The sequence below is a fragment of the Streptomyces atratus genome (assembly GCF_900119365.1).
Taxonomy (GTDB): Bacteria; Actinomycetota; Actinomycetes; order Streptomycetales; family Streptomycetaceae; genus Streptomyces; species Streptomyces atratus_B.
This window is the reverse complement of the sequence record NZ_FPJO01000003.1, coordinates 175,695-191,681: the sequence shown is the minus strand read 5'-3', so window position 1 is coordinate 191,681 and position 15,987 is coordinate 175,695. Positions and strand designations below refer to the sequence as shown.

Genomic DNA, 15,987 nt, shown 5'->3' with positions numbered 1-15,987 from the left:
AAGCCGGTCAAAGCGACACTTTGTCGCTTTGACCGGCTTTGTTGTTGTGGTGGACGTGATCTGGCCCTCTGCGGGTTCGCAGAGGGCCAGATGTGTTTGTGCTGTTCAGGTGGGGTGTGGGAGGTGGGGTGGGTCAGGTTTCCGGGGTGGTGTCGGGGAGGTATCCGTTGGGGGTCCAGCGGCGGGGGTTCTTGAGTTTGTGGCGGTTGGAGGGGCGGCGGCGGGCGGGTTGGTTGTTGGTCTGGAGGGTGTCGAGCCAGCTGGCGAGTTTGCGGTGGTTGGCGTGGGCGATCTGGAAGGCGAGGAGGAGGGACTGGGCGGCGATCCCACGGATGCGGCGAGTGCGGGAGCGTTCGATGGCTTCGTGGTCCTTGGCGTAGCCGTTGAAGTGCTCGACGCGGTTGCGGAGGCGGAAGTAGTGGTGGACCCAGGGGGCGAGGCCGTGGTCGAGTTCCTGCCAGTGGCGGATGCCGATGTCGCGGGTGAAGGTGAGGGACTCGCGGCGGCAGATTTCGGGGTGTCCTGTCGGGGTGGGGGTGATGTCGATGAGGGGCAGGCGGGGGTCGCGGCCGAGGCTGCGGTGTTTGACGGGGCAGGCGACGGTGGGGTGGGTGCCTGCTGCGGGGCAGAGCATGCGTCGGGCGCCGCGGTGGTCGGGGGCGGCTTTGGGGCGCAGGCGGTAGGAGGCGCGGGCGTCGATGCGGGCGCGCCAGGTGTTTCTGTCGATCTTTTTGTTGAGGAGGTCGGCGGTGGTGGTGGTGAGGGTTTCGGGGAGGTGGGGGCAGTACCAGGTGCCGTCGATGAGGAGGGCGCCGGCGTGGGTGCCCTGGATGCCGAGCTGGTCGATGCGGTAGTCCCAGATGGGGCGGTAGCCGAGGTCGCGGACGGGGATGTGGAAATTTTCGGGCAGGGCGGCGTTGTAGGCGCGGTCGGCGGCGAGCCAGCCGGTGGGGTAGTTGCGGCGCCGCATGTCCCGGAGTGCGGTGATGGCGTTGCCGGCGGGGTCGTGTCCGGGTTTGTGGACGGTGAAGGCGAGCACGAGGGCGGGCAGGTGCTGGCTGTGGTCGCGGGCGGCTGCCGAGGTGCTGCCGGGCGGGGCGGCGGACGTGTCGCCGGTGACGACGAGGGTGGCTTCGAAGCCGAAGAGGTAGCGCTTGGCCTTGCGGGTCTTCCCCCCGCTGTGGGTGTTGCATGCCTGCGGGGCGGTTGCGGGGTCACGGTGGTTGCCCTCACGGACGTACCAGGCGGCGTCGGGGTCGGTGGCGGTGTCCGGGCCGGTGGCGCTCACGCCGCGTGAGAAGGTCCGGATCGGAGTGGCGTCAACGGCGGCCGAGCCGTCCCAGAATTCTTCGATGACGGCTCTGGCCGGGGCGAGGGAGGCTTCGACGATGCGGTTGGTGACCTCCACGAGCAGTTGGCGGCGTGCGGCGAGCTGCTCTTGGTCGGCCTGCTGCTCCAGACGCAGGGCGTCTGCGCGCGGGAGGCGGCGCTTGGGAAGTGGGGAGGGGTCCATGACCGCCTCGGCGGCGTGGAAGGCGCGCCGCACAGCCAGGTAGGCGGACTCGAAGCCGTCGGCGTTGTCGGGCCATGCGGGCAGGGCGAGTTGGGCGCGTGCGGCAGGGGTGAGCTGATGGGCAAGGATGTCGGCGACCTCGGCCAGGACGACGCGTCCGTGGTTGCGCCAGGAGTCCAGGGTCATGGCGATGAACAGGGCCCTCAGGCTGACAGTGCGGGTGCGTCCGGCGTTGGATTTGCGGGCGCGCTGCTGTGCTTGGTGGAGCAGGGGGATGATGCCGGAGCGTTCGACGAGCTGGTGGGCGCGGGTGAAGTCGGCGGCTTTGACGTTCTGGCGGCGTTCTCGCAGCTGGTACAGCCATGCGGGTGTGCCGGTGTGGCCGTGCGGGAGTGGGCGGGGGTTGTGGGTGGGGGTCACGGCATCTCCCTGAGGATGGTGTGGGCCTGCTCGGCGCCGGTGCCTTTGAGGTAGGGCAGGAGGCGGGAGAGGGCGTGGAGCGAGTCGAGGCCGGCCGCGGCGAGCAGGACGGGCAGCGGGATGGGGATGTTCATGCGCTCGACCAGCCAGGTGGCGCGGCAGCGGCCCAGGACCAGGTGCGGTACGCGCGGGTCGCGGACGGCGCGGTAGATGAGGTCGGTGACGGTGTTGCTGGACCGGGCGAAGCAGGCAGGCCGGAAGAGGTGGCCGGTGCCTGCGTGCCCGGCGGCCTGGGCCAGGGTGCGCTCGTAGGGGCGTGAGCAGATGATCAGGCGGGTGCGGTTTCCCCGGACCGCGAGGACGCAGGAGCCGTCTTGAAGGACGCGTACGTCGGGGCCGCGCAAAGGGATGATTTCGGTGGTGTCGAGGCCGCAGCCCAGGCCGAGGGCCAGCAGCAGCCGCAGTCCGTACCGGAGTTCGGCGGTGGACTGGCCGCCGGCCCAGGCCCACAGGCCGGCTTTCTCGTTCGGGCTGTAGGGCTGGGAGGGGTCGGACGAGGAGAGCGGGACGGGGCGTCCGCCGGGCAGGTCGGGCCCGAAGACGGCGGTCCTGAGAGCGGTGAGGCAGGCGCGGTAGTTCGCGCGGGTGGCCTGGGTGACCTCAGGGCAGCCTGCCGCTGCGAACTGCTCGACCATCGCGGGGGCCAGCCACAGGCGGGCGTCGGCCCGGTGACCCTGCTGGTCGGCGTAGACGGCGATCCGGGTCAGGGCGGTGAGGAGGTCCCGGGCGCGATGGGTGGTTGTGGGTGTGGCGCGGGCGACGGTGGTGCGGACCTCGTCGGCAACGCGTTCCCAGGCAGGTGGTCTGTTCGAGGGTTGGTACTGCGCGATCCGACGCTCCATCAGCATCCTCCAGACGAACACCCCCGGCGGGGTGCCATTGGAATACCATGCTGGGTGCTGGGGGACGCCGTGCGACCCGGGAGATCCGGATGGGTGAGACTGGGGCATGTGCCCCGAGGAGACAGCCGTTCCGTTTGCCCGCGTGGATTCGTCCATGGCGGGCTCTGGCCAAGAGCTGCGTTGACTGACCATCACGGGGCCAAGGTCGCCCAGGCTTTGGCCCTCGCACTCGCCTCGGCACTGGAGAGCACAGGCTGGTCGGTGGCCAAGCTGTCGCGTCACAGCGGGGTCAGCCGGCTGACCATCGCCAATGTTCTGGAGGGGCGGGTCTGGCCGGACCTGCTGACCGTCGCCAGCCTGGAGAAGGCCCTGGACCGCGACCTGTGGCCGGGCCGGGAGGTGTGAGGTGCCGCGACTGCGCGGCACGGGGGAAGGTGGTGGCATCGTGACCGTCCTCGACGGGGTGGCCCACCGTCGGCGGGCCACCCGATGGGATGACGGCACGGCCGTACCCGGCACTCTGGCGCGGTGCTCGCGCTAGAGTGCCGACGACGACCGGGCCGCACTGCCTGTCCCGTTGCGCAGCCCACGGGCAGCGCAACGGGACACTGTGAAAAGGTGGCTTGCTGGGGTCCGGGTCGCTCAGGGCCGCCGCTGATGTGAGAGTTGGCGGCGGCCCGGTCCCCTTGATCGTGAACTGGGCGCGGAGTCAGAACATCGTCGCCTCCTTCGCTGATCCTTCGGTCTCCGGGCGGTGGTAGACCACGGCACGCGGGTGGAGTTCGGTCTTCACCAGCAGCCCTTGCGCGGCCATGCGGTCCAGAATGGGCCGCAGGCTCCGCAGGTTCGCGTGGCCGATCTCCTGGGCAATGCCCCGGGCGGTCTGGGGAGCACCGGGCCTGAACCTCACCAGGAGGGCCTCGACGCGCTCGTACAGCGTCGGCTGCTGGCCACCGGGTGGTGCCACCTGCGCGGTGTCCTGGCCGTCAGCCGGGCCGGGCCCGGCTTCTTCGCGTCCGGCCGCCCGGCGCTGGGACGGGACCGTGCCCGCACCTGCGTCGCCCCGGCCCCCATCACGGCCCTCGTGCGGCCGGGCCGGCGGCTCGTCTCCGGATGCCGCAGACGAGGGTGCGTCACCAGGACAGCCCGGGCCGCCGCCCTGCGGTCCGGCGTGCGTTCTCCCCTCCCGCGTCCGCGGCCCGCCGCCCATGCCGCCCCCACTTGACGTGCTGTCAGTTCTCGTCCCGGGCTCCGGAGTCTGCGAGCTGTGATCCTCGGGTTCGGCGGTCGGCAGAAAGGCCCCCATCGCGGTGAGCGGCGGAACGTTCTCCAGCCACTGGCGCAGCGTGCGCGACCGGGCGATGTAGGCCTCGGCCTCTTCTTCGAGCCTTCTGAGCAGCGCAGCGGCGGCAGGCGGATCGGCCAGCGCGGCTTCCCAGGTCAGGCTGATCCTGTCCATGCAGACACCTTAGGACTGCGGTCACAGTGTGCGGCCACGCAATCACATCTCTCCACCCTGACGAGTGATCAGACCCTCACCGCGGCGACGGCCGCAGCCCACAGGGGCAGCAAAGCGCTGACGCACCCGCTGTGGGAAGCCCACACTACGGACCCACCCGGAAGGCTCCGCCAAGGCGCCATTCCAAGATAAGAAAGGCAGTGTGACCGGCATCGAAGTGTCCTCACCGCGGCTGCCCTGGCCCCGGTGGACCACTCGTGCGCCGAGGTGCTGCTGCGCGATCACACGCCCTTCCGGCAGCCGCCACAGGCTGAGGTGCGCACCGGCCAGTCCTGCCGGCCCGCCGTGCGCGCCGTGCGCAATGCCGCCCGCCACCGGTGGGGGCTCCGGCACGCGCCGATCGCCAGCACCGCAGGGATTCCCTGGACGCACCCACCCGTGCCGGCGGGTCACAGCCACGCGGCGAAACGGCCCCTGTTGCCGCCCGGCACCACCGCGCCCGCATACCGGGTCCGGAACGCACCGCACGTCCTGGTGGCCCGTCGCATGCCTTCTCGCCGGCGAGGTGGCCGCCCTGCTGGCCGAGCTCGCGGCCTTCCTCCACAGCTACCTGCAGGAATGGCTGCCCGACGGGCAGCACGCCCTGGACCGGTAGCGGCCGCATGCGATCTTTCACCAGTACGGGGGACGGCGGCAGCGGACGGCTTTGCGCGGGCCGGGCCCACGGCTACCGTGCCGATCGTGGAAACTCTTCGGTCCTGGTGCGATGTGAAGACCCCGGCCGACGCACAGGCCCTGCGCGCAGAGTTCGACCGCCGCGCCGGCGAGGCGGCGGCTGAGGCTCGCATGTACGAACGCATGCGCGACACCGTGGCCGACATCCCGCGACTGGGGCAACTGTGGGACGAACTCGTCGCCAACCCGCCGGACCTGGCAGTCGTCCTGCCCGGCACCACCGCGTCCGCGCAACCAGCCTCGTCCGAACAGCAGTTGGACACCGGGGCGATCCTCGGCCTCATGGGCCAAGCCCCCCAGAGGCTGTGGTCGGCCGAAGACGTCCGCGTGGCCATCGGCGGAGCCCCCTCACGCCGGGACGTCCGCCAGGCCCTGCGCGACATGGTCGGCCAGGGCCTGCTGGAAGAAATCCACCGCAAGGCCCGCCACGTGCTCTTCCGCCTCAGCGCCGCCTCGGGCCCAGAAGCGGGCTGAGACCGCCACCGAGAAACAGGCCGACCGCCCTGGCCCGCCTCATTCCCACGCGCGGGTCCGGCCCAAGGCAAGCGCTCCCCGCTCGGTCAACATCCGCTCCTGGATGTCCGGACTCAAGAACCGGCGACGTCCCACCAGGAGACCCCCACCGCCGGGCGGCGGGGCCGCGCTGACCCGCGCGGAGGTGCCGCCGCACAGGGCACAGGCGGTACTGGGCGCGGGATACCCGTACGGGCCACACCGGGTGCCATTGGAATGGCAGGCTGTGATCTTAGAAGCATGCCTCTCCCTTCCCCGCGCCTGACCCGCATCGCACACCTTCTGCTGCTGGACCACCGTCGTCACCGTGTCTTGCTGCGCGACGCCGCTGACGCCCTGACTCCCCCTCATATCGTCTGCGGCACACGGCAGAGCTATCACCAGGCTGCGACACAGGCGGCGGGCACCTGGTGGGGCCTGACGTCCTGGGAGGCTGTCCCGGTCATCGGACACGCGTGGGCCACACCGCCGGGTGCTGACCGCGGCCGCCGCACCGAACGGCGACTGCTGATGGCCACCGTCACACACCCGCTGCGGCCGAGGTCCGAACCAGCCCAATTGCAGGTGCGATGGTGGAACCTTGGGCAGGTGCGCCAATCGCACAGACCCACCCACCCAACGGAACTCGCGGACATTGTCGAGGGCTACTGGGACGGCTGGCTGCCCGACGGGCCCCTGACTGTCGAATGGGCCTGAAGCAATCCGCCAGCCGCAGGCAGGAGGCAGGGCCCGGCGAAAGCCGATACTCGCGGCAATCGCCGGTCTTCGCTTGCCTGTCGCGGAAGCTCGATGCCCATCACCGGCAGTTTGGCTGGAGCTGGGCGGGGTTCCGTGTGCTGAACATACTTTGGGCCACCGACGACCTGGAAGTGCGCGAGATCGCCCGCCTGTCCGACGCGTCCCAGGCCGCCATCTCCAGGGTTGTGAACACGCTTGAGGTGAAAGGCCTTGTATACCGCACCCCCGCCGAGCACGACCGGCGCCTGGTCACGGTCGGTCTGACGGCACTCGGGCGGGCACAGCTGGAACAGGCGATCACCGGCCAGGGGGCATTGGAGGAGGAGTTTTTCGCTCACTCGAACCGAGCGGAGCAACGCCAACTGGCCTGGCTTCTCAAGTATTTGACAGCCGAACAGTTTGACGCGAAGAAATCTTGAATATCACCCAGCCGTCATTTATATGAGATCGTAAAGCTCTTGACGGCCCACAAATTTCGCGGATACGTTGAGCTCGAATGCAGTTGACTCAAGGGGCCACTGCGTCACAGGCGCATCGCAATCTCAGATTACGCCGAAGTGCACTGGATGCACGGTGGGTGAAAAGCAGGGAACGTCTTTCAGGCCGGGCGAAGCGACCGCGACCCGCAGGGAATCAGCCACGGGTTTCCGAGGAGGCCTGCAAAGGTCCTGAAATGAATAGGGTGGTGCCGATTACACGGACTGGTCGGTCATCGTGATCGAAACGGAGAGTCCGGTATGCCTCGATCCTGACGTGTCGGCGGACACTGTGGCCTGATCGCCAGGGCCACCCCCTTCCTCGTACTCGCCAGGGGCAGCTTGTCTCTGCCGGGTGAAGGGCTGCCCTCGCGGCCACCCGGGCACAAGTGTCGGCGTACACCGGGATGATCTCCGGCTACGAAAATCTTGCCAGAGCCACTTTGGCGAGTACACCGACAACAAGGCTGCTGACGTTCACCATCACGAAGGACTCATCGTCTTGACTCTCGGCTCTTCCTCCCCCACCGCACCGGCGTTAAGCGCCTCGCAGCCGGACCGCTCGTCCATGGTGCGCATCGTCACCATCACTTCCATCGCGTTCGGCCTGACTGCCCCCGGACAGACCACGGCCGTCTCGGCCTTCGTCGACCCGCTCATCCAGGATCTCGGTGTGAGCCGCTCGGCTGTCTCCACCGCCTACCTCATCGGGTCTGTCTCTGGCGCCTTCGTCATGCCGTTCCTCGGCAGGCTCATCGACCGCTTCGGCCCGCGTGCCCTGATGGCCGGCGTCGCCTTGTGCTTCGGCGGAGTCCTCATCGCTTCGAGCCTCATCGCGGGCGTCCCCAGCCTCACAATGGCATTCATCGGCATGCGCGTAGGCGGGCAAGGGGCACTCAGCCTCGTCGCGACCACGGCCGTGGCCATCTACATCGAGCGTCGCCGCGGACTGGCCATGGGCCTCACTTCGGCCGTCGGCACAGCGATCATCTCGCTCACACCTCTGGCCCTGGAGCGAATGATCCAGTACCAGGGCTGGCGTACGGCCCTGGTGCTGGAAGGGCTCGCCGTGTTGTTGCTCGTTGTTCCCGCAGCCCTGTTCCTGCCCCCTCGCCCCCAGAGCGGCACCAACTCGTCCGAAGCCGAAGGCGCCGCTCCGGCGGGGGAGGAAGTTGAAGCAAAGGCGGATGAGGCGGAGCTCACTGATCTGACCCTGCGCCAAGCGCTGCATACCGGTGTGTTCTGGGTGGTTGCGCTGGGGGTGGGAGTCTGCAGCCTTATCGGTACCGGCCTCAACTTCCAGCAGGTGTCCCTGCTCGGTGAGCGTGGCCTCAGTGCCACCGAGGCCGCAGCCACCTTCCTGCCCCAGATGGTGGCCGGCCTCGCGGCCACCCTGGCACTCGGGTGGCTCGCCGACCGGGTCTCCGACCGCTTCCTCATCATCTCGGTCATGCTCATCCTCGCCGCCCTGACTGCAGGTGCGGGATGGGTGCAACCTGGCATCTCGGTGCTGGGCTACAGCCTCGCCCTCGGCGCGGTTGGCCATGGCGTCCGGACACTGGAGGCCGTGGTGTTTCCCCGGTGCTTCGGAGTGAGGCATCTCGGGGCCATCCGCGGGGTCGTGCATTCCGTGACGGTCGGTGCTTCTGCGTTCGGTCCATTGGCCCTCGCCTACGGCAGGGGCCTGGCCAGCTCCTACCGCCCAGTCCTGCTGGTACTCACCGTGTTCCCCCTCGCGGTGGCGCTGGCTACGGTGTTCGTCCGCACACCCCGCATCGCCGATGAAACCTGAGCCGCTCATCAGCGTCAGCTCCGGCGATCAACATGCCGACGGCCAGAGCAGTATGCCGGGGCGTGCGCTGCAGGCCGGCGGTCGCGACCAGCCGCGCGAACTCGGACCCGCCGCGCTCCTTGCCCTCGTGCAGGGCGAGCACGACGATGTCCCGCGGTGGCACTCGGTCATGCTGAACGGGCGCTTGGAGATCCCGGCCTGTGAGACCGCTCGGGCGAACCGTGCTCGGCCTCGCACCGAGCAGTGCTCAAAACGGAAGAATGCGATGTGCGGCAGGCCCGCAAGCCCGGCCCGGCCAACCCGATCCCGGGCCGCCCCGCCTCCGCCGTTCACCGCGTGCTGATCTGCCACGGCCGAACCGGCTTGGCCGGCCGACGGTGAGCCGATATGCCGTATTGAGCGCAGCCGCGCTGAGCTGGTGCACGTCGGCGTCGAAAAGCTCGGCAGCATCCCCCACGGCGGTGGCTGGCGCACGGCCCGGCAGTCCTCAAGGGCTTCCCCTGCACAGTTGCACCTGCCATCCGTGCACCTAGTGGCTGCCGGTGAGTTCGCCGCTGAGCCTTTCGTGGATCCGGGCGCTCGGCTTGTTGAGGCCGGTGATCTCGACACTCTTGCCGCGCTGCTTGTACTTGGTCTCGATGGCGTCGAGGGCGGCGACGGAGGAGGCGTCCCAGATGTGGGCGGCGGTCAGGTCGATGACGACCTTGTCGGGGTCGGTGGCGTAGTTGAACTGGCCGACGAGGTCGTTGGAGGAGGCGAAGAACAGTTCACCGGTCACGGAGTAGACCACGGTGGTGTTGTCGGGGTCGGTGACCGCGGTGACTTCTGCGAGGTGGGCGACGCGCTTGGCGAAGATCACCATGGCGGTGACGGAGCCGACGACGACACCGATGGCGAGGTTGGAGGTGGCGACCACGCAGGCGACGGTGATGACCATGACGGCGATCTCGCCGGCAGGCATCCGCTTGAGGGTCTTCGGGGCGATGGAGTGCCAGTCGAAGGTCGCGAACGACACCATCACCATGACGGCGACCAGCGCTGCCATGGGAATGTCGGAGACGACCGGGCCGAACGCGATGCACAGCACCATCAGGAACGCGCCCGCGAGGAAGGTGGAGAGGCGGGTGCGGGCGCCGGACACCTTCACGTTGATCATGGTCTGGCCGATCATCGCGCAGCCGCCCATGCCGCCGAAGAAGCCGGTGACGATGTTGGCGATGCCCTGGCCGATGGACTCACGGGTCTTGGAGGAGCGGGTGTCGGTGATGTCGTCGACCAGCTTCGCCGTCATCAGCGACTCCATCAGGCCGACCAGCGCCATCGCGAGCGCATAGGGGGCGACGGTGGTCAGGGTGTCCGGGGTGAACGGCACATCGGGCAGGCCGGGGACGGGCAGGGAGGACGGCAGGTCGCCCTTGTCGCCCACGGTCGGCACCGCGATCCCGGCGGCGACCGTGACGACCGTGAGGACGACGATCGACACGAGCGGGGCCGGGATCACCTTGGTGACCTTCGGGAAGAACACCATGAGCGCGAGCCCCGCCACGATGAGCGGGTAGACGGGCCAGGGCACATCGTGCATCTCCGGCATCTGGGCGATGAAGATGAGGATCGCGAGGGAGTTGACGAAGCCGACCATCACGCTGCGCGGCACGAACCGCATCAGCTTCGCCACGCCGAGCGCGCCGAGGACGATCTGGAAGGCGCCGGCCAGGATCACAGCGGCGACGAGATACCCGAAGCCGTGCTCACGGTTCAGCGGAGCGATCACGAGCGCGACAGCGCCGGTCGCAGCCGAGATCATTGCGCGGCGTCCGCCGACGACCGAGATGGTCACGGCCATCGTGAAGGAGGCGAACAGGCCGATCGCCGGGTCGACTCCGGCAATGATGGAGAACGAGATCGCCTCGGGAATCAACGCGAGAGCGACGACGAGGCCGGCGAGGACCTCGGTGCGCCAGACCTTCGGGTTGTTCAGCCAGTCGGGGCGCAGGCCGCGCAGTCGCGCGGCCGGGGACGGTGCGGACGTAGACAAGAGCAAGTACCTGTCGTGCTCGGGCACACCTGGCATCACCCCGGGCGTGCAAGAAGGCGCAGGAGGGCCGGGGCGGCCATCCGCGAAGCCCGCGTACGGCGGACTGAAGTCAGGGGGCGGCAGGCACGGGCGCTGCTCAGGGGCGAAGGATCACGGCGGGCAGGCGTCGGCGCCGGGCATCACGGGTATGCGCACGCTCTCTCCTGCAGGCGTCGGTCTTCGCCGGGGGCATCGTCGGCCCCGGCACGGCTGACGGTCACGGGAGCGATCCCGCACCATGGGAACGGGGGACGGCACGGAGCCGACCTCCACGATCACACACTCTACCCTAACGTTAGGGTAGAGATTGGCGTCGGCCGCCTGGGGCCTCGGCGACAGAAGAGGAAGGGCGCCGCGTGAGCAGCGAGCACATGCAGATCGGTGAGGTCGCCGCGCGGACCGAGCTGTCCCTGCGCACCATCCGACACTACGAGGAGACCGGTCTGGTCATCCCCTCCGCCCGCTCCCAGGGCGGGTTCCGGCTCTACACCGAGGCCGACGTCGCCCGCCTCATGGTCATCCGCCGGATGAAGCCGCTCGGCTTCACCCTGGATGAAATGCGCGACCTTCTGGCGGCCACCGACCGTCTCGACTCCGATGAGGAGCTGCCCGCCGGGGAGCGGGAGCAACTCCTGGCGCATGTACGGGGATACGAGCAGGCCGCCGCCCAGAAGATCGAGGATCTGCGGGTCCAGCTGGCCCGAGCCGAGGACTTCGCCACCACTCTCCGCACCCGCCTGGACCACGCTGCTCCTGCTGCCCGTCACTGACCGGCCCTCCGGTTCCCTCCTACAGGTTCGTGATCGCTGGGGCGGGGTGCCGGCGGCGCTTTCCGGGCGTGGGGAACCGCCGTATGGCAGCGCAAGGAGTGCCTGGCGTGGAGGCGACGTGCGCGGGGTCATCATGCACACCGAGCGCGACTGTGAACGGATCTGTGCTGTGACCGGAAACGATCACCGGCATGAGTACTGGGTGTCCGGCGCCGGGTCAGGGGACGATGATGAGGAGATGAATGCCGGCTCACGTGCTCATGCGTTCAACTCGGCGGCCGCTCAGTACGAGGCGAGCCGCCCTTCGTATCCGCCTGCGCTTTTCGATGCCGTTGAGGGGTTCCTGAGCCGTTCGCTGGCGGGTGTCCGCGTCCCGGACATCGGTGCGGGCACTGGAATTTCGACCAGGCTCCTGTGTGAGCGGGGTGCTGACGTGATCGCCGTCGAGCCTGGTGACGCGATGGCCGTCGAGTTTCGTCGGGTGCTCCCGGATGTGCCGGTCGTCCGGGGTGACGGTAATGCCCTGCCGCTCGCCGATTCCTCGCACACTCTCATCACGTACGCGCAGTCATGGCAGTGGACCGATACCAGCCGTTCCGTCCCTGAGGCGCTGCGTGTTCTGCGCTCGGGTGGCGCGCTGGCAATCTGGTGGAACACCACCGCCTTCGATGTGCCGTGGATCCGTGCCCAGCACGAGCGCATCGCGCACCACTGCGGAGTTCCCGCGCGTTCCGCGGTGCGTCCCGACGACAGCGAGGCCATCCGGCTTGCGGGGCTGAGCGGATTGCGGGTCACGCGCCGACAGATCCGCTGGCAGCGCAGGGTCTCTCTCGGCACACACCTCGCCAATATCAGCAGTCGCTCGGCGTTCCTTGTCCTCGACCAGGCCGCCAACCGTGCGTTCCTTATCGAGGAGCGCAGGCGACTGCGGGAGGCTTTCCCTGCTGAAGTGGTGGAGGAGATCTACGTCGTTGATCTCCTGGTAGCCGCTCGTCCGTGATGTCTACCTGCCCGTCAAGCTGCGGAGGCGACGATGCGCACTGTTGCCTGAGCGGGGTGGTGTTGGTGACGGGGACGGTGTTCTGGGTCAGAGGCTCTGTTCGGGCCAGTTGAGCAGGCGTGCTCCGATGACGGCTGTCTGGAGGGCGTAGCGGTGGTGGGGGTCGGTGGGGTTGGCGTGGGTGAGTTGGTGGATGCGTTCGAGTCGGTAGGTGAGGGCGCGGACGCTGAGGGAGAGGCGGCGGGCTGTTTCGGTCGCGTTGCAGCCGGTGTCGAAGTAGGTGGTGAGGGTGTCGAGGGTGGTTTGGGCGCCGCCGCGTGTTTGGAGGAGGGGGCCGAGGGTGGTGCGGACGAGGTCGGCCATCGCTTGGCGGTCGCGGGTCAGGACGGGATAGACCAGCAGATCGGCGGTGTTGAGGACGGGGGTGTCCATGCCGAGGCGGACGGCGAGGTCGAGGGTGTTGAGGGCTTCCTCGTAGGAGTGGACGACGCCGCCGGCGCCGCGGTGGGCGCGGCCGATCGCGGTCCGGCCTCCGTCGGTCGCGGCGTGGGCCTGTTTGGCGAAGTAGGTGAGCACGTCGCGCTGGTCACCGGGGGCGATGCAGATCAGCCGCCCTTCCTTCGTGGTGAGGAGGATCTGGCGCTCGCCGAAGCGGCCGGTCACCGCGCGTTCCACCCGCCGGGGCACTTCGTCACCCTCGGCGTAGGGGTCGGGGCCCTGGGCCACGGCGACGGCGTGGGCATGGGACAGGCGCAGGCCGAAACGTTCCGCCCGTTCGGCGAGGCGGCCGAGGTTGCTGCGTCCGTAGAGAAGGTCGTCGATGAATTCGCGGCGGGCGGCTTCCTGCTGCCGGACGGCGAAGTGCTGGGCCCGGTCGTAGCCCTCGGCCAGTGCGTCGATGGCCTGGGCCATGACGGCAAGGACGCTGTCGGTCGAAGCGGGGGCACCCGGCCACGCCGAACGGGCCGCTTCGAGATGGATCGCGACGACCTGACGCAACGTCGCCCCGCCTCCGGCAGCCTGTTCACCGAACGCGCGCAGGGCGTTGAGTTCGCTACGGGTGAGGCGACGGCCGGTCGTGGCTGCCGTAGCGAGCAGCTCCGTATAACCGCCGAAGCAGCCATCGGTTGCCTCAGAGTTGCTCACCGCGGTGCTCCTTGCTGCGTGGTCTGTCGTCGGGGTAGCTGAAGAACCGGTCCAGGCCCATGCTGTGCAGGGCGGTTCGGACATGGCTGTTCGCGTGGGTGACGAGGACCGGCACGCCGCGCTCGTGGGCCGTACGAAGGACCGTGAACAGGACCTGGGCGTCGTCCGTACCGAGTGTGCGGATGCCGGTCAGGCTGATCTCCAGCACGCTCGGTGGCGGGTCAAGCGCTGCGGTCAGATTCTGAGTGACGCGGTCCGGGTTCTCGCCGGTGGCCGGTTGTTTGAGCCGTATGACCGCGCGGCCGCCTCCGAACCGCCTTCCTGGGCTGACACGGCCGATGTGGTGCCGCAGAGTGTGCAGGGCCATGCGCAAGGAGGCGGCTGCGGCGATCAGGCAGGCGAACTGCAGCCAGTAGGGGTAGAGCTCGACTCCCGCCCACACGGCGGCAGCGGTGAGGGCCAGCCAGGCGGTCACGGTCAGTGCCTGTTCGCGGCGGAGGTTCACAGTGCACCGCCCTGTTCGCGCTGGTAGACGTCCGGGATGCCGTCGGCGTCGTCATCGCGGTCCTCCTCCTCGCACAGGCGCCGGTAGACGCGGTCCCGGCGCTTGAGGAGCACCGCTGAGATCGCGGCCGCCATCACGGATCCGGTCAGGACGGCGGCCCTGATGTGTTCGGCCTCGTGCACATCGGGGAAGGCAAGTTCGCCGATGAGGAGGGCGACGGTGAATCCGATGCCGGCCAGTACGGCAAGTGCGAACACATCGGCCCAGGCCAGTTCCGGGTTCAGCCGGGCCCGGGTGAACCGTGCCGCCAGATACGTCCCGGCGAAGATCCCGGCCGTCTTGCCCAGGACCAGGCCGGCCACCACCCCCAGCGGCTCCGGGCGGGTGAACACCTCGCCCACGGCGGTCAGGGAGATGTTCGTTCCGGCGGCGAACAGGGCGAACAGCGGGACGGCCACCCCCGCGGAGAACGGGCGCAGCAGGTGCGCGGTCCGGTCCCCGGGCGACAGCGCCTCAGGCCCGGCGCTTGCAGTGGTGCGGGGGTCGGGCGTGGCGCGCAGGATCAGCCCCATCGCGACACCGGCGACGGTGGCGTGGATACCGCCGTTGTACATCAGCGCCCAGATCGCCACGCCCAGGGGTACGTACCACCACCAGCCGCGGACCCGTTTGCGCTGGAGCACGTAGAACACTCCCAGGCCGCAGGCGGCACCGGCGAGCGCGAGGAGGTTGAGGCCGCTGGTGAAGAACACGGCGATGATCAGGATCGCGCCGAGGTCGTCGACCACCGCGAGGGTCAGCAGGAACGCGCGCAGCGCCGAGGGAAGACTGGTGCTGAGGACGGCGAGGACGGCCAGTGCGAACGCGATATCGGTGGCCATCGGCACCGCCCACCCCGACAGCGAACCGCCGCCCGCCGAGGACACGACCACGTACAGGGCGGCCGGGACGGCCATGCCGCAGACCGCGGCCACCACCGGCAATACCGCCGTCGCTGGGGTCCGCAGCTCACCGACGACCAGCTCGCGCTTCAGCTCGATGCCCGCGACCAGGAAGAAGACGGTCAGCAGACCGTCCGAGACCCAGTGCCCCACCGACAGGTCCAGCCCCAGGAAGCCAACCCCGAAATGCGCCTCGCGCACCGATTCGTACGCACCGTTCCAGGGGGAATTCGCCCAGATCAGGGCCACGACCGCCGCGACCAGCAGGACCAACCCGCCGACCGTCTCGGTCCGCAACGCCTCGCTGACCGCGCGGCGCTCCCTCCACGGCAGCACCCCGAGGAATGGAGTGCGTTCGCGCTGTATATCCGGCATGAAGGACGCCTCCGGGGCAGCAGTCAGGGTCGGGAGACACCTGTCCCCTGACCGCCGACCAGACTTCCCGGCACACCGGCGCGCTTCTTGACGCGTTCCTCACACCCTATCCAGCACGAGCGCCAGAGCACGAGAGCCCGCGACGGCAGTGGCCGATGCGGAGAAGCCCCGGAGAGTGGGGCGCTCTCGATATCGGTCTTGTCCAGCACGCCGCCATCGAGCAGACCCGGCTTCGGCGTGCTCGCAACAGCGCCTGTCACAGGAGTGCCGCCGCCGACCGACCCGGGCAGGAAGACGAAGGCCGGTCGCCCTGGCACCGGCGCGTACTCGGGCACCCGGACTGTGCCCCGCCCGGGCGGGGCGCAGGGTCCGTGTTGCGTACGTACGGCGGCCTCGGCTAGCGGGAGCGCCCGGCACTGTATGACGCTGCGGCGCTCGGACGTGTACGTCCTCTGCCTGCGGCACCACCAGCACAAGCAGACCTTCGGCCTTCTGGTACCTCGGCCAGTGGACCTTCTACGTCTTGTCCACCCGTGTCCTCGATGAGCAGTGCCCGGACCGGAAGAGCATCGAACTGGCCGGCCTCAAGCGCCTCGATCCGCTGGAGACCGACTGCACGGGCCTGCGG

13 protein-coding genes are annotated in these 15,987 nt (G+C 69.1%); 6 read left to right on the top strand and 7 right to left on the bottom strand.

The window, feature by feature from the left end:
* Nucleotides 1-133 precede the first annotated feature (133 nt).
* Nucleotides 134-1,933 carry a hypothetical protein gene (locus BT364_RS07735; RefSeq protein WP_079179359.1) on the bottom strand — a complete coding sequence of 600 codons (1,800 nt, stop codon included), beginning with the start codon at nucleotides 1,931-1,933 and terminating at the stop codon, nucleotides 134-136.
* Nucleotides 1,930-2,835, bottom strand: coding sequence for a hypothetical protein (locus BT364_RS07730; protein WP_072484366.1), 906 nt, complete (start codon nucleotides 2,833-2,835; stop codon nucleotides 1,930-1,932). The genes BT364_RS07735 and BT364_RS07730 overlap by 4 nt, the downstream gene beginning before the upstream one ends.
* Before the next feature lie 180 nt (nucleotides 2,836-3,015).
* Between BT364_RS07730 and BT364_RS07725 the strand changes: the two genes are divergently transcribed.
* On the top strand, nucleotides 3,016-3,240 hold the full coding sequence (locus tag BT364_RS07725) for a helix-turn-helix domain-containing protein (protein WP_030595758.1): 225 nt from the start codon (nucleotides 3,016-3,018) through the stop codon (nucleotides 3,238-3,240).
* A gap of 304 nt (nucleotides 3,241-3,544) precedes the next feature.
* On the opposite strand, the gene BT364_RS07720 is transcribed toward BT364_RS07725, so the two are convergent.
* Nucleotides 3,545-4,294 (bottom strand): hypothetical protein, encoded by a 750-nt coding sequence (locus BT364_RS07720; RefSeq protein WP_072484365.1) that lies wholly within the window; start codon nucleotides 4,292-4,294, stop codon nucleotides 3,545-3,547.
* Nucleotides 4,295-5,035: 741 nt separating this feature from the next.
* Between BT364_RS07720 and BT364_RS07715 the strand changes: the two genes are divergently transcribed.
* From BT364_RS07715 to BT364_RS07705, 3 genes are all read left to right on the top strand, one after another.
* Nucleotides 5,036-5,503, top strand: a complete 468-nt coding sequence (locus tag BT364_RS07715; protein WP_143166462.1) for a hypothetical protein — start codon at nucleotides 5,036-5,038, stop codon at nucleotides 5,501-5,503.
* A gap of 725 nt (nucleotides 5,504-6,228) precedes the next feature.
* A complete protein-coding gene (locus BT364_RS07710; RefSeq protein WP_072484363.1) occupies nucleotides 6,229-6,699 on the top strand; it encodes a MarR family winged helix-turn-helix transcriptional regulator in 471 nt (156 codons plus the stop codon).
* A 625-nt stretch (nucleotides 6,700-7,324) separates the two neighbouring features.
* Nucleotides 7,325-8,548, top strand: a complete 1,224-nt coding sequence (locus BT364_RS07705) for an MFS transporter (RefSeq protein WP_072484362.1) — start codon at nucleotides 7,325-7,327, stop codon at nucleotides 8,546-8,548.
* A 529-nt stretch (nucleotides 8,549-9,077) separates the two neighbouring features.
* Here the strand turns inward: BT364_RS07705 and BT364_RS07700 are convergent.
* Complete coding sequence (locus tag BT364_RS07700) at nucleotides 9,078-10,619, bottom strand: SulP family inorganic anion transporter (RefSeq protein WP_107408187.1); 1,542 nt, start codon at nucleotides 10,617-10,619, stop codon at nucleotides 9,078-9,080.
* 359 nt (nucleotides 10,620-10,978) lie between these two features.
* On the opposite strand from BT364_RS07700, the gene BT364_RS07695 reads away from it, so the two are divergent.
* Together BT364_RS07695 and BT364_RS07690 are read left to right on the top strand one after the other, a co-directional pair.
* Nucleotides 10,979-11,392: a MerR family transcriptional regulator gene (locus BT364_RS07695; RefSeq protein ID WP_072484360.1), complete on the top strand. Its 414-nt coding sequence runs from the start codon at nucleotides 10,979-10,981 to the stop codon at nucleotides 11,390-11,392.
* 238 nt (nucleotides 11,393-11,630) lie between these two features.
* A complete protein-coding gene (locus BT364_RS07690; protein ID WP_072484584.1) occupies nucleotides 11,631-12,392 on the top strand; it encodes a class I SAM-dependent methyltransferase in 762 nt (253 codons plus the stop codon).
* 87 nt (nucleotides 12,393-12,479) lie between these two features.
* Here the strand turns inward: BT364_RS07690 and BT364_RS07685 are convergent, their stop codons facing one another.
* Genes BT364_RS07685 through nhaA form a run of 3 tightly spaced genes read right to left on the bottom strand, consistent with a single transcriptional unit; the run spans nucleotide 12,480 to nucleotide 15,359 of the window.
* Complete coding sequence (locus BT364_RS07685) at nucleotides 12,480-13,538, bottom strand: PucR family transcriptional regulator (RefSeq protein WP_072484359.1); 1,059 nt, start codon at nucleotides 13,536-13,538, stop codon at nucleotides 12,480-12,482.
* Nucleotides 13,525-14,043: an STAS domain-containing protein gene (locus BT364_RS07680; RefSeq protein ID WP_072484358.1), complete on the bottom strand. Its 519-nt coding sequence runs from the start codon at nucleotides 14,041-14,043 to the stop codon at nucleotides 13,525-13,527. Before BT364_RS07680 ends, BT364_RS07685 begins: the two co-directional genes overlap by 14 nt.
* Nucleotides 14,040-15,359: a Na+/H+ antiporter NhaA gene (gene nhaA / locus BT364_RS07675; protein ID WP_072484357.1), complete on the bottom strand. Its 1,320-nt coding sequence runs from the start codon at nucleotides 15,357-15,359 to the stop codon at nucleotides 14,040-14,042. Before nhaA ends, BT364_RS07680 begins: the two co-directional genes overlap by 4 nt.
* Nucleotides 15,360-15,987 lie beyond the last annotated feature (628 nt).

Excerpts from the sequence above, each read along its gene's own strand:
- BT364_RS07730 (WP_072484366.1), bottom strand. The coding sequence starts at position 2,835 with ATGGAGCGTCGGATCGCGCAGTACCAACCCTCGAACAGACCACCTGCC.
- BT364_RS07720 (WP_072484365.1), bottom strand. The coding sequence starts at position 4,294 with ATGGACAGGATCAGCCTGACCTGGGAAGCCGCGCTGGCCGATCCGCCT.
- BT364_RS07710 (WP_072484363.1), top strand. The coding sequence starts at position 6,229 with ATGGGCCTGAAGCAATCCGCCAGCCGCAGGCAGGAGGCAGGGCCCGGC.
- BT364_RS07705 (WP_072484362.1), top strand. The coding sequence starts at position 7,325 with ATGGTGCGCATCGTCACCATCACTTCCATCGCGTTCGGCCTGACTGCC.
- BT364_RS07700 (WP_107408187.1), bottom strand. The coding sequence starts at position 10,619 with ATGCCAGGTGTGCCCGAGCACGACAGGTACTTGCTCTTGTCTACGTCC.
- BT364_RS07690 (WP_072484584.1), top strand. The coding sequence starts at position 11,631 with ATGAATGCCGGCTCACGTGCTCATGCGTTCAACTCGGCGGCCGCTCAG.
- nhaA (WP_072484357.1), bottom strand. The coding sequence starts at position 15,359 with ATGCCGGATATACAGCGCGAACGCACTCCATTCCTCGGGGTGCTGCCG.